The sequence below is a fragment of the Niveispirillum sp. GW835-FHT14G11 genome, assembly GCF_058793615.1.
In genome coordinates this window covers 123,244-141,642 of record NZ_JBXAFZ010000009.1, presented here as the reverse complement: position 1 = coordinate 141,642, position 18,399 = coordinate 123,244, and the positions used below count along the sequence as shown (strand labels likewise).

Sequence of the window (18,399 nt, the reverse complement as noted above, 5' to 3'; positions counted from 1 at the left end):
CCCGGAGCACTCTTTCATGACCCAGCCATCGCCCGCCACCCGCAAACCGCTGGTCGGCCTGCCCTGTGATGCGCGTGAGCTGGGGCCGCACCCATTCCATGTCGCGGGCGACAAATATATCCGCGCCGTCAGCCATGGCGCCCATTGCCAGCCGCTGCTGATCCCGGCGCTGGGCGACTGGTGGGACGTGGATGCGCTGCTGGATCGGCTGGACGGGCTGTTCTTCACGGGCAGTCCCAGCAACCTGCACCCAGGCCATTACGGCCTGCCCGACGAGATGGTCACCCCGCCGCTGGATCCCGCCCGCGACGCCACGACCCTGCCGCTGCTGAAGGCGGCTCTGACCCGCGGCATCCCGGTCTTCGCCGTCTGTCGCGGGTTCCAGGAGATGAATGTGGCCCTGGGCGGCACCCTGTTCCCCCGCATTCAGGAGGTGCCTGGCCGCATGGACCATCGCGAGCCCAAGGACGCACCGGTGGAGGTGCAATATGCCCCCATCCACCCGGTGGCCCTGACGGCCGGCGGCCATTTCGCCCGCGTCACGGGTGTGGCGGAGATGATGGTGAACTCCCTGCACCAGCAGGGCATCGACCGCATCGCCGACAGCCTGGACATCGAGGCCGTCGCCCCCGACGGCCAGATCGAGGGCGTCAGCTATCGTGGCGGGCCCGGCTTCGCCTGGGGCGTGCAATGGCACCCCGAATGGCGCTTCTGGGAAAACCCGCCCTATGCCGCCCTGCTGACCGCGTTCGGCGACGCGGTCAGGGGTTACGCCGCCGCGCGGGCATAAGCCGGCGCGCCGCCCGCGCGCCCTGCAAACCACCCTGGCGGCAAGCCCCCTTGCCAGGGACCGCCGCATGCGTCATTTAACCCCGATCATGGGCATCGAAAATCACAGCAGCAATTTCGCGCCGGCGGCCCGCGCCGACGGCCGGGTCAATCTTGTCGGCCTTTCCCGCGAGGAGCTGGAAAGCACGCTGGTCGGCGCCGGATTCCAGAAATTCCGGGCCGGTCAGGTCTGGCACTGGATCTACCATCGCGGCGTCACCGACTTCGCCTTGATGTCGACCCTGGCCAAGCCGGCCCGCGAAAAGCTGGCGGAAGGCTTCGTGGTCGACCGGCCGGTGCCGGTGAAGGACCTGAAATCCGTGGACGGCACGCGCAAATGGCTGTGCCGCATGCATGACGGGCAGGAGGTGGAGGCCGTCCACATCCCGGAGACGGATCGCGGCACGCTCTGCGTCTCCTCCCAGGTGGGCTGCACCCTGACCTGCCGCTTCTGCCATACCGGCACCCAGCGTCTGGTGCGCAACCTGACGGCGGACGAGATCGTGGGCCAGGTGATGCTGGCCCGCGACCATCTGGAGGAATGGCCCAGCCCGCCCGATGGCCGCATGCTGTCCAACATCGTCATGATGGGCATGGGCGAGCCGCTGTATAATTATGACAATGTCGCCAAGGCGCTGAAGATCATCATGGATGGGGAGGGGATTTCCATCTCCAAGCGCCGCATCACCCTGTCCACCAGCGGTGTCGTGCCGATGATGAAGCGGGCGGGAGAGGAGCTGGGCGTCAACCTGGCGGTCAGCCTGCATGCGGTGAATGACGAGCTGCGGGACCGCATCGTGCCCATCAACCGCAAATACCCGATCAAGGAGCTGATGGACGCGGTGCGCAACTATCCGGGCCTGAACAATGCCCGGCGCTGCACCTGGGAATATGTCATGCTGAAGGGCGTCAATGACAGCATGGCCGACGCGCGCGAGCTGGTGCGCCTGATCCGGGACATCCCGTCCAAGATCAACCTGATCCCGTTCAATCCCTGGCCCGGCTCCCCGTTCGAGCGCAGCGATTGGGAGCAGATCGAGAAGTTCAGCGATTATGTGAACGCGGCCGGCTATGCCAGCCCGATCCGCCGTCCCAGGGGCGACGATATCCTGGCCGCCTGCGGCCAGCTGAAAAGCGAAAGCCAGCGCCCCACCGCCGCCCAGCGGATGTCACAGCTGGAACAGAGCAAGATCCTGGCCGCCGAATATGCCGCCCAGATCGCCGCCAAGGAAGCCGCGCTGGCGCTGTGAAGGCTGTACCGTAGCAGGTGAGGCATTTCACGCCGACAGCGCGTCCGCCTCCATCACGCGATGGCGTTCCGATGTCAGCACCTGGCGCACCAGAGGCTGGGCGCGCAGGCAGCGGGCGATATAGTCGCTTTCATCGCGCGTCAGGGTGCGGACCTGCACATCGACATGCAGGCATTCCTCCGCCTCGAAATGCCGTGCCTGGACCGAGGCCGGCACCAGCCCGCGCTTGGCGAAGAATTCCAGCACACGCGGCAGGCTGCCGGGATCGGGGTCGGCCAGCACCGCGAAACAGGCGGTGCGGCTGGGGTCGGTGGGGCGGGCTTCGGCCGGCGGCGGGGCCAAGGCCGGCATCAGGGGGGCGGTGAGGGTCATGGCCTTCACTCCGCCGCGACGGCCGGATGGCCTTGCTTGCTGGCGCCGCGCATTTCCGGCCCCACCGACAGCCGGTCCAGGTCGGCCCGCTGGAAACAGCGCGACAGCACGCCCACGGGATCGCTCATGCCCTTGCCATCATCGGCCGGCACCAGCATGGCGAAGGCGCGGTTGGCGCGCGCGGCACGCATCGCCGCCTCCACCGCCTCGTCCAGCCCCACGCCCGGCAGCCGCTGCCAGGGCACCGGCGTAATCACCCCGCCCGCCGCGCGATGCACGGCCAGCGCGATCTGCGCGCCGGTGGCCGGATCACGATAGACGGTCAGGCTGGCGGGATGGTCAGGGGCGGTGCTCATCGCCGGGGGCTCCACATCTTGGGTCGCCGCTGTTGTGCGGTGCCGTAAAGATAGGGCAAGCGCCGGGGCATTTCTTTGCAAGTTTCGTCCAGATGACATAGTTTGCGCATATATAATGCGTGAACTGGCAAACATGGGGATGGATCATGCAGAAGCCGCTGGACAGCCTGGATTGGCGCATCCTGGACCGGTTGCAGAAGGACGGGTCGGAGACGGCGGCGCAGGTGGCCGAGCAGGTGGGCCTGAGCCAGAGCCCCTGCTGGCGCCGCATCCAGCGGCTGGAGGAGGATGGCATCATCAAGCGGCGCGTAGCACTCCTGGACCGCAAGGCCATCGGGCTGAACGTGCTGATCTTCAGCCATGTCAAGCTGGAGGCGCATAGCGGCGACCTGCTGACCGATTTCCGCGAAGCGATCCGCCGCATCGCCGAGGTTCAGGAATGTTTCGTGCTGATGGGCCAGGTGGATTTCATGCTGCGTATCGTCACCAAGGATATCGAGGCCTATGAGGCCCTGTTCTTCGAGAAACTGTCGAAGCTGCCGGGCGTGCGCGAAATCAACAGCATGATCGCGGTGTCCACGGTGAAGGAGACGACGGAACTGCCGCTGCCGGGGCTGGCGGGGTAGTATCTGTCAAAATTCATGGAAGATTGTCTTTTCTCGCCTCCCCGGCGAAGGCCGGGGCCCAGGAGCCAACAGCCCGACCTGTCGGCAGCGTCGATCCAGGCAGCGTAAAGGTTTGATCCTGGGGCCCCTGGGCCCCGGCCTTCGCCGGGGAGGCGATGAAGCGGAAGAGACGGTGATTTCCCAACACACGTTATTCGCCACCATCCGGCAGCAGCACCACCAGCCGCAGATCGGGCCGCGTCTCCACCGACAGGGTCATCTGCCGGAACCGCAGCAGACCGCGGTCGGGATGCTGGAACAGCCGTTCCCCGCCCTCCCGGCCCCTGATATCGGCACCCGTCCACCGGGCCGCGAAATCGCGGCTGCCGGCCCGCAGCTCCGCGATCAGGGCGGCCAGGCCCGGGTCCTGCAAATGCCTTCCATGATCGGCGCGGAATTCGGCCAGGACGCGGGCCGCCCGCGACGGCCAGTCAACCAGCAGGCGCCGGGCGCCCTCATCCAGGAACAGGTAGCGCAGCAGATTGTGCGGACCCGGCCGGTCCAGCCAGCCAGCGAACAGCGCCACCGCCGCCGGGTTCCAGGCCAGCAGGTCCTGGCGATGGTCCAGCGCATAGGCCGGCACGGCCAGCGCCGCCACCGTGGCACGCAGCCTGTCATGCTGGGCGGCGGGATCGTCGGCAGGGTCGGGCAGGTGCTGGTCGCGGCGGCCCGACAGCTGGAACAGATAGGCCCGCTCCGCAACGGTCAGGCGCAGGGTGCGGGCCAGCCGGTCCAGGGCCTGGGGGGACGCCTGGATGTCGCGCCCCTGTTCCAGCCAGGTCAGCCAGGTGGCGCTGATCCCCGCCAGCATCGCCACCTCCTCCCGCCGCAGGCCCGCCGTGCGGCGACGCCCCGTGACGGACAGGCCCAGCGCCGCCGGGTCCAGCCGCCCTCTACGGTCGCGCAGAAACGCCCCCAGCAATTGTCGCTGGTCGGCCTGGGCATCGGGGGGCGGCATGGTGGTGGTCATACCAGGATAATTGCTTATCTTGTACCCGTTTGCCCAGGGGGATAAGTCGGAACCCAGCAACCCGCCCCCAAGGAGGAACCCATGGTCACCCAGACCGACAGCCAGCATGACCTTGTCGTCCAGCAGTTCGGCCCCCGTGCCGCCGCCTATGTCAGCAGCCCCACCCATGCCGCCGGGCCGGACCTGACCGCGTTCCAGTCCATCCTGCGCGATACCGCCCCGGTCGGCCACCTGCTGGACCTGGGTTGCGGCGGCGGACATGTCAGTTTCCATGCCGCCCCGCTGGTCGGCGACATCGTGGCCTATGATCTGTCGGACGCCATGCTGGCCGCCGTGGCAGCGAATGCGGCAACGCGTGGCCTGTCCAACATCGCCACGCGGCAGGGACGGGCAGAGGAACTGCCCTTCGCCGACGGGCATTTCGACCTGGTGGCCAGCCGCTACAGCGCCCATCACTGGCGCCACGTCCCCCCGGCCCTGGCCGAAGCGGCGCGTGTGCTGCGGCCGGGCGGGCGGCTGGTGATGATGGATGTGTTCGCCCCGGCCGACCCGCTGCTGGATACCTATCTGCAGACGGTGGAGATGCTGCGCGACCCCAGCCATGTCCGTGACTATTCCCTGACGGAATGGCAGGCCATGCTGGCGGCGGCGGGGCTGGTGCCGGGGGCCGCACATTGTTTCCGCCTGCGCCTGGCATTCCAGGCCTGGGTGGACCGGATCGACAGCCCGGCCAGCCATCGTCCAGCATTGCTGTCGCTGCAGGCCGGTGCGGCGGCGGAAGTGAAGCAGCATTTCGCCATCGAGACGGATGGCAGCTTCACCATCGACACAATGCTGATCGTTGCCGTCAAGGAAACGTAAGGCACTGGGGGCTTGACTCCGGGCGCGGATCGGCGGCGAACTATCTGCATGATCATTCCGTCGCATCCGCCCCCGCCGCTGCCGACCACGCAGCCGGCATCGACCACGCCGCAGAACAATGCGGCGCTGGCCACGGCTGCCGTTGCCGCACAGAAGCTTGCCCGCCCCACCCAGACCCAGACCCGTCGTGCGGCCTCCGCCGTGGCGCAGGGTGAAGCATCGCGGGAAGGCACGGACAGCGCCTTCGTGGGCCGCGCCTTCGACAATGAGGCCGCCGTGGTGGAGGCCCGCACCAAGCACACCCCGCCGCGCGGCCGCGGCGACCGGCTGGATGTCAGCGTTTAGCCTGGGGGTTGATCCGCCCTATGGCGCATGCGCATCCAGCAACCCGTCCGGCAACTCCATGGTGAAGGGCCCGTCGGTCCATAGCAGGACGCAGCGCACCGCCTTGCCCGGGTAAATCCGGGTCAGGGCCGCGCGATAGGCCGCCATCTGCTGCAAATAGATGGCTGGCACCTTCGCCACGTCGGTGGGCGGCGGGCGGTTGGTCTTGTAATCGACGATCCAGACCGCGTCGTCGGTGACGCACAGCCGGTCGATCCGCCCCGACAGCGCCCGGCCGCCCACCAGGCCGACCAGCGGCACCTCCGCCCGACTGCCCGGTGCGAACAGGGCGGCGAAGGTCGGATCGGTCAGCACGCGCAGGGCTTCCCTGCCGATCTCCCCCTGCTGGGCCGGGGTCAGGTTATGCGCGGGTCGCGCCAGCCACGCCGCCGCCACCTCGGCCCAACGCGCCGGCTCCGTCTCCGGCAGGACCTGCAGCAGCGTATGGATCAGGTTGCCGCGCTTGAACCGCAGGCCATCGTCCGGGCCCAGGGGGGAGCGCAGGGAGGGTTCGGGCGCATCGGGCTGCGACGGGGCCAGCGGCTTGGATGGGCTGGGATCGCGCGGGGCGGGCGCCAGGGCCCAGGCCGGCAGCACCGCCTGCATCGCCGCTTCCACCATCGCCGGCGGGGCATCGCGCAGCGGCGCCGTCTGCGGCTCATGCAGCACCAGCCCTTCCCCGGTCCAGCCGGCCGGCGACAGGGTGGTGAAATCGAATGGCGCCGGCTGTGCCAGATCGGCCAGCGCCCCTTCCACCAGCCGGTACCATGATCCGGGTCCGCCCTTGCGCAGCTGTTCCCAGCCGCAGACGATCAACCGGTCCTCCGCACGGGTCAGGGCGACATAGAGCAGGCGGCGATATTCCTGGTCCTGGCGCCGCTTGGCCAGCGCGCGGCGCGCGTCGGCGGTGGCATCCTCCATCTGCCGGCGCGGGGCATAGAGCGGCAGGGGCGGGCCGGGATCGGCCATTTCGTCCGCCTGTACTGTCCGCGCCGGCCACAGGATCTTCAGCCGGTTGACATCCGGCTCGCGCATCGTGTCGGGCAGGAAGACGATGGGGGCCTGCAGCCCCTTCGACCCGTGCACCGTCATGATCCGCACCTGGCCCGGCCCGTCGCCGCCGCCCGTATCCAGCTCGCGCTTCAGTTCCGCCTGCGACGCCTCCAGCCAATGCAGGAAGCCTTGCAGGGAGGCGACATGCTCGCGCTCGAACAGCAGGCAGGCGTTGAGGAACTCCTCCAGCGGGTCGTGGGCCTCCGCCCCCAGCCGGGCCAGGATGGCGCGCCGGCCGGAACCGTCGGTATCCGCCGGGCAGGGCCGTGACAGCACCCCGGCGAACAGCTCATAGGGCGGGCGATAGTCGGTATCGTTCAGGATGGCGCGCAGATAGTCCAGCGCCGGCACCAGGTCCGAATGCTGCTTCGCCCGGTCGTTCAGGGCGGCCCACAGCCGGCCCGGCCGGCCATGGGCGACGGTGAACAGCTGTTCCTCGCTCAACCCCAGCAGCGGCGATTTCAGCAGCACGGCCAGGTTCAGATCATCCTCCGGCAGCACCAGGAACCGGGCCAGCGCCATCAGGTCCATCACCGCCAGCTGTTCGGTCAGCACCATGCGGTCCACGCCGGCCACCGGCACGTCGCGGTCCTTCAGGGCGCGGACCAGATGGCCCACGAACTGGTCACGGCTGCGCACCAACACCATGATGTCGCCCGGCCTGAGCGGCCGGTTCTTCGACACCAGCCTCTCGCCATCGGCCAGCCACCGGGCGATGCGGTCGGCCATGGTGCGGGCCAGCCGCGCCACGGGCTTGTCCGCCTGTTCCGGCCGCAACGGCAGCGACCAGGGATCGGGGTCAGCGGCGTCCTGCGGGCTGACCAGGGGCCAGATCTCGACCCGTCCTTCCACACCGCGCCGGTGGGGGATGTGCCGCACCTCCACATCCGCCGCCGCCACCCCGTCGCGGGCCAGACCGGCGGCGAATACCTTGTCCACCGCGGCCAGCACCGCCCCGACGGAGCGGAAGCTGGTCTGCAGATCGACGATGCGCCAGCTGCGCAGGGCGGCATTGACCTTGGCGTCGAAATGGCTGCGCATGCGGGCGAATTCGGCCGGGTCGGCGCGCTGGAAGCTGAAGATCGACTGTTTGTCGTCGCCCACCACGAACAGGGTGCGGATGCGATCCTCCCGCGCGCCCAATCCCGCGAAGAACTCCTCGGCGATGGCGGACACCACGGCCCATTGCTCCGGGTTGGTGTCCTGCGCCTCATCGATCAGCACATGGTCCAGGCCGCCATCCAGCTTGAACAGCACCCAGGCACAGGCATCCGTCCCCGCCCCCCCCGACAGCAGCGCCGATGCCGCCAGGATCAGATCGTCGAAATCCAGCACCCCGCGCGCATCCTTCAGCCGCTGGTACCGGCCCAGCAGCGCCTCGCCCAGGGCCAGCAGGGCGGATGTGTGGGCCGCCACCGCCACGCGGCGGCGTTCCTGGCCCACGGCGACCAGCCGCGCCGCCTCCCGCTGCAAAATCTCCAGCGCCATCGGATCGGCCTCCGACGGCTTCTTGGTCATCAGCGCCTTGCGCGGCTCCCCTTCCGCCGTCAGGTAGAGCGACGGATAGTCCGTCCAGCCCGTCACCCGGCGGTCCAAATCCCCATCCAGCCAGGCCTGGATGCCGATGCCCCGCTCCACATCGGTCTTGGTGCCGGTGGCCAGCACCGCGCAGGCCCGGCGCAGCCCCCTCTCGTCCACCGCCCCGGCGCTGCAGGCGCGGGTCAGGACCGACAGGTCCGTCTCCTCCGCCGGCACGCGCAGGCTGTCGCGCAGGGCGGCAACGGCCGGCTCCAGCCCGCCCTGGGCATCCAGGATGCGTTTCAGCCGGCCGCGCTCGGCCGTCAGGCTGGCCAGCAGGTCGTTGAACTCATCCTCCGACACCGATCCGGTCAGCAGATCGACGGCCTGGGCAAGCGTGCCGTCGGGCTCGTACCGCCCGGCCAGCAGCACCGACTGCTTGGCCTCCGCCAGCAATTCCTCCGCCGTGCGATCATCCATGACCTCGAAATTCGGCGCCAGCCCGGCCTCCAGCGGGAAGCGGCGCAGCAGCGATTGGCAGAAGGCGTGGATGGTCTGGATCTTCATGCCGCCGGCCGTGTCCAGCACCCGCGCGAACAGCCGGCGGGCGGCCACGACATCGCCGCGCGACGGTTCACGCCCCGTCAGGTCATGCAGATTGATCCTCAGCTTGTCCTCATCCGCCACGGCCCAGATCGACAGGCGGTCGGCGATGCGGTTGGCCATCTCCGCCGCCGCCGCCTTGGTGAAGGTCAGGCACAGGATGCGCGACGGGTCGGTACCGGCCAGCATCAGGCGCAGCACGCGGTCGGTCAGCACCTTGGTCTTGCCGGTGCCGGCCGACGCCCCCACCCAGACCGAGCTTTCCGGATCGGAGGCCAGACGTTGCAGCACATTGGGATCGGTGGGGCGGATGTCACTCATGGGGCGGGAGAATACAGGGGGGTTGCTGCGCCGGTCCAGGGGCAAGCAATCGCGTCCTGCGTGTCCCAACTCGGCCTTTCTTCGCTCCACCATTGTGGATTATGCTGATTGTCTTGCTCGCAGCCGCGACATGGAGGCGCCATGGACACGTTACGCTGGCTGGCAACCGCCCCCAACCGGGCGGCGCTGCGCGTGGCATCGGTGTTCATCGTGGTCTCCGCCCTGTGGATCATCTTCTCCGATCAGGCCGCGCAGGCCATGTTCGGCGATGTGGCGCAATTATCGGCCTTCCAGACGGCCAAGGGCCTGTTCTATGTCGCCGTTACCGGGTTGATTCTGTTCCTGCTGGTGCGGACGCTGGTGGGCACGCTTGCTGACCGCACGGCCGATGCCCTGCGCGCGCGGGAGGCGGCGGCGGAAACCATGCGTCAGGCCGGTATTGAAAGCCGGGCCCTGGAACGCGCCAAAAGTCAGTTCCTGTCCTCCGTCAGCCACGAGTTGCGCACGCCCCTGAATGCCGTCATCGGCTTTGCCGACATGATCGGCGATCCCACCCTTCCCATGCCGGGGGAACGGGTGCGCGACTATGCCGGGGAGATATCGGCGGCCGGGCACCATCTGCTGGAACTTGTGGAAAGCATCGTGGCCTGCGCCGAAGCCGAAACCGGCCAGACCTTGGTCCCCGAGCCGGTGAACCTGCGTGAAGAGGTGGGGCGCGTGGCCGGGCAGGCGCGGGTCCGGGCCCAGCATCGCCGCACGGCGGTGGAAAATAATGTCCCCGACGGGTTGATCCTGCATGCCGATCCGCTGGCCCTGCGCCAGATCCTGTTCGCATTGCTGGACAATGCCGTCACCCACACGCCCGAACAATCCCATGTCCGGATCGATGGGGAGACGAGCGGGGATGGGCAGGTGGTGGTGACCATCACCGATGATGGTCCGGGACTGCCGGCGGAGGTGATGGCCGGCATGGGCCGCCCCTTCCTGCGCGGCGGCGACCCGCTGACGGCCAGCGCCGGCGGCCTGGGCCTGGGGCTCTATCTCGCCACCTTGCTGACCAGCCGCCATGGCGGGCAGCTGTCGGCCGACCGGCCGGAGGGCAGCCACGGCACCCGCATCCGCCTGGCGTTCCCTGCGGGATGAAAACGCAAAAGGCCCGGCACCCATGGGATGCCGGGCCTTCGATGAACCGAAAAGCTTACGCCTTGTCCAGGCCATAGGCCGTGTGCAGGGAGCGCAAGGCCAGTTCGGTATATTCCTCGGCGATCAGGACGGAGACCTTGATCTCGCTGGTGCTGATCACCTGGATATTGATGCCGCGGTCGGCGAGCGCCTTGAACATGCGCTGGGCCACGCCGGCATGGCTGCGCATGCCGACACCGATCACCGACACCTTCACCACATTGGCGTCCGACACCAGCCGGCGATAGTTCAGCGTGTCCTTGGATTTTTCCAGCACCTGTACCGCGCGGTCAATATCGGCCTTGCCCACGGTGAAGGTCATGTCGGTGGTGCGGCCATCTTCGGACACGTTCTGCACGATCATGTCGACATTGATGGCGGCATCCGTCAGGGGCCCGAAGATGCGGGCGGCGACGCCCGGCTGGTCTTCCACGCCCACCAGGGTGATCTTCGCCTCGTCCCGGCTATAGGCGATGCCGCTGACCAGTTCCTGTTCCACGATCTCATCCTCGTCCACGACCAGGGTGCCGGGCAGATCCGAGCCCGCCGCCTGTTCAAAAGTTGACAATACCTGCACCCGCACATGGTGCTTCATGGCCATCTCGACCGACCGCGTCTGCAGGACCTTGGCGCCCAACGACGCCATTTCCAGCATTTCCTCATACGTGATGCGGTGCAGCTTGCGCGCCGACTTCACGATGCGGGGATCGGTCGTATAGACGCCGTCGACATCGGTATAGATGTCGCAGCGGTCGGCTTTCAAGGCCGCCGCCAGCGCCACGGCCGAGGTGTCGGACCCGCCACGGCCCAGCGTGGCGATGCGGCCCTTTTCCGTGACACCCTGGAAGCCGGCGACGACGCCGACCACGCCCTGGGACATGTTGTCCGACAGGTTGGTGGTGTCGATCCGCTCGATCCGCGACTTGCCATGCGTCTCGTCGGCGATCAGCGGGATCTGCCAGCCCTGCCAGGACCGGGCGGGGATGCCGATCTCCTGCAGCGCGATGGCCAGCAGACCGGACGTCACCTGCTCGCCCGAGGCGACGACGGCGTCATATTCGGCCTGGTCATGGACCTTGGCGATCTGGCGGCAGTAATCGACCAGCTGGTTGGTCACGCCCGACATGGCGGAGACGACGACGGCCACCTCATGCCCGGCATCGACCTCCTGTTTCACCTTCTTGGCGACATTCTTGATGCGTTCGATATCGCCAACCGAGGTGCCGCCGAATTTCAGGACAAGCCGCGCCATAACGCCATTCCATCAAGGGTCAGGGTAATATTCGCAAAGGCTCCGGTGCCGGAGCGGGCTATCCATAACCCGCCGCTTGGGCCTTCGCAAGGCGTGCCGGCCTTCATCCTCCGCACTGCACCCATGAGGGGATGGCGGCGGAAAGGGGTCGCAACAATCGGGTGGGGACCGGACCGGGCTTGCGCCATCTTCGCTTTCAAGAGCCGATGAAAGGAACGAAGATGCTGACCGCGATCCGCCCCACCGTCACCCCGATCCGCATTCCGACCGCCATGGATGACCAATCCCCCGCCGCGATCGATCCCCGCGACCCCGTGCTGGCCGATGGCGGCGCGCGCCTTGTGGCTGGTGCCCTGCACCGGCTGGCGCGCGACTGGCAGGAACCGCCCTCGCTGGAGGAACTGGCGGCAGAGGCCGGGCTGACCCAGTGGCATTTCCAGCGCCTGTTCAAGCGCTGGGCCGGGATCAGTCCCAAGCGCTTCGCCCAGTTCGCCACGCTGGGCCATGCCCGCGCCCTGCTGCGCGGCACCGGCGGCAATGATCTGCTGGGCGCCAGCCTGGATCTGGGCCTGTCCGGCCCGTCGCGCCTGCACGATCTGTTCGTGGTGGCCGAAGGCGTGACGCCCGGCGAATACAAGGCCGGGGGCGCGGGGTTGACCATCCGCTGGGCCGTGCACCAGACGGCATTGGGGACGGCTTTGCTGGCCGCCACCGACCGCGGGGTCTGCTGGTTCGGCTTCATCGGGGCCGATGGCGATGCGGCCGGACAGCTGGCGGAAATGTCCCGCGACTGGCCCAACGCCACGTTAGTGGAAGACCCGGCCCCCACCCTGGCGGCGGCATCCTCCTTGGACCCGGCATCCGGGGGCCAAGGTTGCAGCCAGGGGCCGGTGACCCTGCATCTGAAAGGTAGCAATTTCCAGATGCGGGTCTGGCGGGCGCTGCTGGACATCCCCTATGGCGGGGTATCCACCTATGCCGGGATTGCCGAGCGTATCGGCCAGCCCGGCGCCGCCCGCGCCGTGGGCAATGCCGTGGGCGCCAACAAGGTCGCCTGGCTGATCCCCTGCCACCGCGTCATCCGCGGCACCGGTGTGCTGGACAATTACCGCTGGGGCCCCGTGCAGAAGCGCACCCTGCTGGCCTGGGAAGCGGCACGGCTGGCGGGGGAGTGATCTGGTCCTCCCACCTCCATCTCTTTCCCGCCTCCCCGGCGAAGGCCGGGGCCCAGGGGCATTGGTGAAAACCTCTACGCGGCGTCGGTCAACGCGGTTGCCCGGTCGGGCCTGTGATCCTGGGCCCCGGCTTTCGCCGGGGGGGCGGGAAAAGCCAACCGCCGGCGCATCATCACAGCTGATCCAGCCGCCTTTGCAGTTCCGGCCGCTGCGGCGCGTCGGCGGGCAGCTGCTTAAGCAGCCGGCCCCACAGCTCCCGCGCCCGGTCCTTCCGGCCGTCATTCGCCGCCTGCTGGCCCAGATAATAGAGCGCCTGCGGATTATCGGGTGCCAGGTCCAGCACATGGCCCATGGCGTCCAGAAACTCCGCCCCGCCCACCGTGTCGGCATCATCAGGCGCCGTCAGGCGCGACAGCTCCAGCCAGGCGCGCAGATGTTTGGGATCGGCCTTGACCGCCCCGCGCAGGGCGGCGCGCGCCGCCTCCAGGTCGCCCTGCACCTCCCGCGCGCGGGCCAGGCGCAGCCAGCCATCCACGTCGCCGGGATTATCCTTCAGCTTGGCCTGCAGGCCGTCGACCATGGCATTGATGGTGGCCTTCTGATCGTCCTGGCTCATGCCGGCCATGGCCTGCATCTGTTCGGGCGACAGGGCCGGCGCCCGGTCGCCACCAGCAGGGGCCGGCGGCACCGGCGGCGCCGCCGGCTTCGGGTTGGGGGTGATGACGAACGGGTCCAGGCCCACCGACGTCGCGGCGGAATGGATGCGCTCGCGCACCGTGGGCAGCCAGGGGGCATTGGCCGGGCTGTCGCCGACCAGCGCCGTCCAGCGGTCCAGCGCGCCCCTGATGTCGCCGGCCTGCAGGCGGGCGATGCCCAGGTAATAGCGGGCGCGGGCATCCATCGGATCGCCGGCCATTGCGGCGGTGAACAGCTCCACGGCTTCCGTCCCCACCACACCGTCGGCGGACAGGGTCAGCGCCTCGGCCAGGGTGCTTTTCACCGATGCGTCGTCGGGCGACAGGCGCAACACCTGGCGCCAGGCATTGGCAGCGTCATCCGTGCGGCCCATGGCCGTATAGGTCTGGGCCAGCAGGCCCCAGCCGCCGGCATCGTCCGGATTGTCCTTCAATGCCGCTTCCAGCTTGGCCACCGCGTCCAGCACCGGCTGCGGCACCGGCTGTTCCAGCGGGCGGGTGGCAAACGGCACGGCCGGCATGTTGGGATGGCCCAGCGGCAGATATATCGCCAGCGCCGCCACCGGCAGCAGCAGCGTGACCAGCAGCGCCATGCGCTGCGCCGGCTTGGGCCTGCCATCGCCGGTCACGGCCGCCTTCTCCGCCTCGTCGGCGGCCGATAGCAGGCGGCGGCCTACCTCGGCGCGGGCGGCGCGGGCCTGTTCGGCGGACAGGATGCCGCGCGTATGGTCGCGCTCGATCTCCGCCACCTGGGCGGCATAGACGCCGCGCGCGAAACCCGCCGCCCCTTCCGGTGGCGGCGCGGGGCGCAGCAGGGCACGCAGCAGCGGCAGCAGCACCAGCGCCGTCAGGCAGGCCGCGACCAGCCAGAATCCGATCATCGCCCGTCCCCCGACTTGTCGTCACCCAACAGGGCGGCCAACCGCGCCTCCTCCGCCGCACTCAGCACCGGGGCGGGCATGGTCTCCACATCCCGGCGGCGCTGGCGCAGATACAGGGCCGTGCCCAGCACCGACAGGGCCAGCAGCAGGAACGGTCCGCCCCAGAGCAGGGCCGTATAGCCCGTCACCGGCGGCCGCAGCAGCACGAAATCGCCATAGCGGTCATGGACATAGGCAAGCACCTGATCATTGCTGTCGCCCTTCACCAGCCGCTCGCGCACCAGCACGCGCAGGTCGCGGGCCAGATCGGCATTGCTGTCATCGATCGACTGGTTCTGGCAGACCAGACAGCGCAGCTCCTTGGAAATCTCCCGCGCGCGGGCTTCCATCGCCGGATCGGACAGTTTCTCGTCCGGCATGACGGCCAGGGCGGGCAGCGAAAGGGTGGCGGCCAGGGCAAGGGTGGCCAGCAATTGCAGCCCCTTTCCCGTCATCCCGGCGAAAGCCGGGACCCAGGGGCCGAGGGGAAAACCTCTCCACCGCACCGATGAACGCCGCCGAGAGGTCGGGCGCGGGGCCCCTGGGTCCCGGCTTTCGCCGGGATGCCGAAAGGAGGTGTTGTGAAAACCACCCCTCATTTCGATAACTCCCGCACCATCGGCAGGATCTTCTCCTCCAGGTCGAACGGCATCAGCGGCCCGACATGGCGGTAGCGGACGCGGCCCTGGGCGTCGATGACATAGGTTTCCGGCACGCCATAGACGCCGAAATCGATGGCCACCCGCCCGTCCCTGTCGGCCCCGACGGAGGTGTAGGGATTGCCCATCTGGTCCAGAAAGGCCTTCGCCGCCTCGGGCTTGTCCTTGTAGTTGAGGCCATGCAGGGTCACCCCCTCTTCCTTCGCCAGCCGCATCAGCAGCGGATGTTCCACCCGACACGGCGCGCACCAGCTGGCGAACACATTGACCAGCCGCACCTTGCCCGTCAGCGCGGCACTGGACAGGCCGTGATCGCCGTCGGACAGGCCCGGCAGGGCGAAGGTCGGCGTCGGCTTGTCGATCAGCATGGAGGGCAACTTGGACGGGTCTTTGGTTAGCCCCAGCGCGAAATAACCGCCCAGGACCAGGAAGACGGCCAGCGGCAGCAGCAGCAGCAGGCGGTGGCGGGTGGCAGCACTCATCTCAAGATCGCCCTTATTCGGCGGGTTGCAGGGTGGGGGCGACGGGTGCGGCCTTGCGCGACGGCACGCCCACGCGCAGCCGCCGGTCGGACAGGCTCAACAGGCCGCCCAGCACCATGACCAGCGTTCCGATCCAGATCCAGGGCACCAGCGGGTGATGATACAGCCGCACCACCCAGCCCTGGCCATCGCCATTGGGTTCGCCCAGCACGACATAGAGGTCGGAATAGAAGGTCGTGTGGATGGCGGCTTCCGTGGTCTGGGTCTTGGCCACGGGATACCAGCGCCGCTCCGGCGTCAGGGTGGCGATCACCTTGCCGTCGCGGCGCACGGTGAAATGGCCCATCTCTGTCTGGTAATTGGCGATGGCGAAATCTTCCACCTTTTCCAGCGTCAGCTCATACCCGGCGAGGGCGGCCTTGTCGCCCAGCTTCATGACCCGCACATCCTCGGCCAGCCAGAAGCTGGTGCCGACCATGCCGGCAATCGCGATGCCCATCCCGGCATGGGCCACCGACGTCCCCCAGGCGCCCAGCGGCAGGCCCCGGGCCCGGCTGAGACTGTCGGCCAGCGGCACGCGGAACAGCTTCACCCGCTCCGCGACCTCCCACAGCGCGCCGAACCCGGCCCAGGCGGCCAGCGCGATACCGACCAGCGCCATCACCGGCTTCACGCCCTGCAGCCACAGGGCCAGCATCACGCAGATCAGCGTCGCCAGCCCCGCCACCCACATCCGCCCCAGCACCCCGGCCAGATCGGCCCGCTTCCAGGGCAGGAACGGCCCCAGCGCCATGGCCAGGACCAGCGGAATGGTCAGGAACGGCGTGATGAAATTATAATAGGGCGCGCCCACCGAGATCTTGTGCCCGAACGCGTCCAGCAGCAGCGGCATCAGCGTGCCGATCAGCACCACGGCGGATGAGACCGACAGCAACAGATTGTTCAGCACCAGCGCCCCTTCCCGGCTGACCGGCGCGAACAGGCCACCGATGCGCAGCGTATGGGCGCGCAGCGCGAACAGCAGCAGCGCCCCGCCCGTGGCCAGGCCCAGCAGCAGCAGCACGGCCACGCCGCGTTCCGGATCGACGGCGAAGGCATGGACAGACGTCAGCACGCCAGAGCGCACCAGGAAGGTGCCCAGCAGCGATAGCGAGAAGGTAAGGATGGCCAGCAGGATGGTCCAGGTCTTCAGCGCGTCGCGCTTTTCCACCACGATGGCGGAATGCAGCAGGGCGGTGCCGGCCAGCCAGGGCATCAGGGAGGCGTTTTCCACCGGGTCCCACATCCACCAGCCGCCCCAGCCCAGCTCGTAATAGGCCCACCAGGACCCCATGGCGATGCCCAGCGTCAGCGAGGTCCAGGCCACCAGCGTCCAGGGCCGCACCCACCGGCCCCAGGCCGGATCGACCCGCCCCTCGATCAGGGCGGCGACCGCGAAGGAGAAGGCGACGGAGAAGCCGACATAGCCCAGATAGAGGAAGGGCGGGTGGAAGGCCAAGCCGGGATCCTGCAACAGCGGGTTCAGGTCGCGGCCATCCAGCGGCACGGGGAAGATGCGGGAAAACGGGTTGCTGGTGGTCAGCATGAACAGCAGGAACCCCACGCCGATCAGCCCCTGCACGCCCAGCACGCGGGCCTTCAGGGTCGGCGGGATATTGCGCCCGAAGCCCGCCACCGCCGCCCCGAACAAGGCCAGCATCAGCACCCAGAGCAACATGGAGCCCTCATGATTGCCCCAGACGCCGGCGATCTTGTACATCAGCGGCATGCGACTATGGCTGTTGCCGACAACGCTCATCACCGAGAAGTCGGAGACGATATAGGCCTGCATCAATGCGGCAAAGGCGATGAGGCCCATGCCCAGCTGCGCAAAGGCCGCCATGCGCCCGGCCTCCATCCAGGCGGCATCGCGCCGCGCGGCACCGGCCAGCGCCAGCCCGGCCTGCGCCAACGCCAACAGCAGGGCCAGCACCAGGGCGTAATGTCCGATCTCGGGGATCATGGCTTGATCTCTTCACCTGTTGGCCTGGGCGCACCCAGGTATCAAACTCTCCACCGTCACCCCCGCGAAAGCGGGGGCCCAGGGGCCATGTGCACCAACGCCTCAGTCCCTTTGGCCCTGGATCTCCGCTTACGCGGGGATGACGGGGTTGGAGGTTCAGAAGAGACGAAAGTACATCACTTCCCCTGCGCCCCATAGACGGGCTTGCCCGGCATTTCCGGGCGGAACTGGCCGGATGCCTTCAAGGCGTCGGCCACTTCCTTGGGCATGTAATTCTCATCATGCTTGGCCAGCACCTCGCTGGCCACGAACAATCCGTCGGGGCGCAGCCTTCCTTCGACCAGCACGCCCTGGCCCTCGCGGAACAGGTCGGGCAGGGGGCGGCTGGTGGCGATCTTCACCGAATGCGCGGTGTCGGTGATGGTGAAGCGAGTGGTGATGCCGTCATCCACCTTCTCCACGCTGCCCCCCTCCACCAGCCCGCCCACGCGCACCAGCTTGTCGCCGGGCGGCTTGGTCGCCAGATCGGAGGGGGAGAAGAAGAAGGCCACATTCTCCTCGAACGCCGTCAGGGTCAGGGCCGTGGCCGTGCCCAGCCCGGTCAGGGCCAGCAACAGCATGTAGAGCCGGCGCTTCTTGCGCGTCATCATGGCGTCCCCTCCCCCTCCACCGCCGCCATGCGGCGACGGCGGCGCGGCAATCCTTCTTCCAGGCTGCGCAGCAGACGTTCCTTGCGGCGCAGGCCCGCCAGGCTGACCACCAGCAGACCCGCCAGGATCAGCAGCGCCAGACCATAGCTGGACCAGACATAGAGGGCGTATCCGCCCATGTGGAAAAAGTCGGCCATCCTG

18 protein-coding genes are annotated in these 18,399 nt (G+C 68.4%); 7 read left to right on the top strand and 11 right to left on the bottom strand.

The window, feature by feature from the left end; translation table 11 throughout:
* The first annotated feature begins 16 nt into the window (after positions 1 to 16).
* Both AC1Q7F_RS17640 and rlmN read left to right on the top strand, forming a co-directional pair.
* Positions 17 to 790, top strand: a complete 774-nt coding sequence (locus tag AC1Q7F_RS17640) for a gamma-glutamyl-gamma-aminobutyrate hydrolase family protein (protein WP_492509198.1) — start codon at positions 17 to 19, stop codon at positions 788 to 790.
* An 88-nt stretch (positions 791 to 878) separates the two neighbouring features.
* On the top strand, positions 879 to 2,078 hold the full coding sequence (rlmN, locus tag AC1Q7F_RS17635; RefSeq protein WP_492509546.1) for a dual-specificity RNA methyltransferase RlmN: 1,200 nt from the start codon (positions 879 to 881) through the stop codon (positions 2,076 to 2,078).
* A 27-nt stretch (positions 2,079 to 2,105) separates the two neighbouring features.
* Here rlmN and AC1Q7F_RS17630 read toward each other — a convergent pair whose 3' ends face one another.
* Together AC1Q7F_RS17630 and AC1Q7F_RS17625 are read right to left on the bottom strand one after the other, a co-directional pair.
* Entirely contained in the window at positions 2,106 to 2,450 is a 345-nt protein-coding gene (locus tag AC1Q7F_RS17630) for an ACT-like domain-containing protein (RefSeq protein ID WP_492509196.1), read from the bottom strand.
* 5 nt (positions 2,451 to 2,455) lie between these two features.
* Positions 2,456 to 2,806 carry a hypothetical protein gene (locus tag AC1Q7F_RS17625; RefSeq protein ID WP_492509194.1) on the bottom strand — a complete coding sequence of 117 codons (351 nt, stop codon included), beginning with the start codon at positions 2,804 to 2,806 and terminating at the stop codon, positions 2,456 to 2,458.
* Positions 2,807 to 2,952: 146 nt separating this feature from the next.
* On the opposite strand from AC1Q7F_RS17625, the gene AC1Q7F_RS17620 reads away from it, so the two are divergent.
* The gene (locus AC1Q7F_RS17620; RefSeq protein WP_492509192.1) at positions 2,953 to 3,432 is read left to right on the top strand and encodes an Lrp/AsnC family transcriptional regulator; all 480 of its coding nucleotides are present in this window, start codon (positions 2,953 to 2,955) and stop codon (positions 3,430 to 3,432) included.
* 190 nt (positions 3,433 to 3,622) lie between these two features.
* On the opposite strand, the gene AC1Q7F_RS17615 is transcribed toward AC1Q7F_RS17620, so the two are convergent.
* The gene (locus AC1Q7F_RS17615) at positions 3,623 to 4,441 is read right to left on the bottom strand and encodes a helix-turn-helix transcriptional regulator (RefSeq protein ID WP_492509190.1); all 819 of its coding nucleotides are present in this window, start codon (positions 4,439 to 4,441) and stop codon (positions 3,623 to 3,625) included.
* Positions 4,442 to 4,522: 81 nt separating this feature from the next.
* On the opposite strand from AC1Q7F_RS17615, the gene AC1Q7F_RS17610 reads away from it, so the two are divergent.
* On the top strand, positions 4,523 to 5,302 hold the full coding sequence (locus tag AC1Q7F_RS17610) for a class I SAM-dependent methyltransferase (protein WP_492509188.1): 780 nt from the start codon (positions 4,523 to 4,525) through the stop codon (positions 5,300 to 5,302).
* Between the two features lie 48 nt (positions 5,303 to 5,350).
* Positions 5,351 to 5,647 (top strand): hypothetical protein, encoded by a 297-nt coding sequence (locus tag AC1Q7F_RS17605; protein WP_492509186.1) that lies wholly within the window; start codon positions 5,351 to 5,353, stop codon positions 5,645 to 5,647.
* A gap of 18 nt (positions 5,648 to 5,665) precedes the next feature.
* Here the strand turns inward: AC1Q7F_RS17605 and addA are convergent, their stop codons facing one another.
* Positions 5,666 to 9,181, bottom strand: a complete 3,516-nt coding sequence (gene addA, locus AC1Q7F_RS17600; RefSeq protein WP_492509184.1) for a double-strand break repair helicase AddA — start codon at positions 9,179 to 9,181, stop codon at positions 5,666 to 5,668.
* Between the two features lie 141 nt (positions 9,182 to 9,322).
* Here addA and AC1Q7F_RS17595 point away from each other — a divergent pair, with 141 nt between their 5' ends.
* The gene (locus tag AC1Q7F_RS17595; RefSeq protein WP_492509182.1) at positions 9,323 to 10,324 is read left to right on the top strand and encodes a sensor histidine kinase; all 1,002 of its coding nucleotides are present in this window, start codon (positions 9,323 to 9,325) and stop codon (positions 10,322 to 10,324) included.
* 55 nt (positions 10,325 to 10,379) lie between these two features.
* On the opposite strand, the gene AC1Q7F_RS17590 is transcribed toward AC1Q7F_RS17595, so the two are convergent.
* Positions 10,380 to 11,615, bottom strand: coding sequence for an aspartate kinase (locus tag AC1Q7F_RS17590; RefSeq protein WP_492509180.1), 1,236 nt, complete (start codon positions 11,613 to 11,615; stop codon positions 10,380 to 10,382).
* Between the two features lie 221 nt (positions 11,616 to 11,836).
* Between AC1Q7F_RS17590 and AC1Q7F_RS17585 the strand changes: the two genes are divergently transcribed.
* A complete protein-coding gene (locus tag AC1Q7F_RS17585; protein ID WP_492509178.1) occupies positions 11,837 to 12,790 on the top strand; it encodes a methylated-DNA--[protein]-cysteine S-methyltransferase in 954 nt (317 codons plus the stop codon).
* A gap of 172 nt (positions 12,791 to 12,962) precedes the next feature.
* Here the strand turns inward: AC1Q7F_RS17585 and ccmI are convergent, their stop codons facing one another.
* The 6 genes from ccmI to ccmD form a co-directional block, all read right to left on the bottom strand.
* Positions 12,963 to 14,366, bottom strand: a complete 1,404-nt coding sequence (ccmI, locus tag AC1Q7F_RS17580; protein WP_492509176.1) for a c-type cytochrome biogenesis protein CcmI — start codon at positions 14,364 to 14,366, stop codon at positions 12,963 to 12,965.
* Positions 14,363 to 14,860 carry a cytochrome c-type biogenesis protein gene (locus AC1Q7F_RS17575; RefSeq protein ID WP_492509174.1) on the bottom strand — a complete coding sequence of 166 codons (498 nt, stop codon included), beginning with the start codon at positions 14,858 to 14,860 and terminating at the stop codon, positions 14,363 to 14,365. Before AC1Q7F_RS17575 ends, ccmI begins: the two co-directional genes overlap by 4 nt.
* A 140-nt stretch (positions 14,861 to 15,000) precedes the next feature.
* Positions 15,001 to 15,546 carry a DsbE family thiol:disulfide interchange protein gene (locus AC1Q7F_RS17570; RefSeq protein WP_492509172.1) on the bottom strand — a complete coding sequence of 182 codons (546 nt, stop codon included), beginning with the start codon at positions 15,544 to 15,546 and terminating at the stop codon, positions 15,001 to 15,003.
* A gap of 13 nt (positions 15,547 to 15,559) precedes the next feature.
* Positions 15,560 to 17,548, bottom strand: coding sequence for a heme lyase CcmF/NrfE family subunit (locus AC1Q7F_RS17565; RefSeq protein WP_492509170.1), 1,989 nt, complete (start codon positions 17,546 to 17,548; stop codon positions 15,560 to 15,562).
* 176 nt (positions 17,549 to 17,724) lie between these two features.
* On the bottom strand, positions 17,725 to 18,195 hold the full coding sequence (ccmE, locus tag AC1Q7F_RS17560; RefSeq protein WP_492509544.1) for a cytochrome c maturation protein CcmE: 471 nt from the start codon (positions 18,193 to 18,195) through the stop codon (positions 17,725 to 17,727).
* A complete protein-coding gene (ccmD, locus tag AC1Q7F_RS17555) occupies positions 18,195 to 18,395 on the bottom strand; it encodes a heme exporter protein CcmD (RefSeq protein ID WP_492509168.1) in 201 nt (66 codons plus the stop codon). Before ccmD ends, ccmE begins: the two co-directional genes overlap by 1 nt.
* Positions 18,396 to 18,399 lie beyond the last annotated feature (4 nt).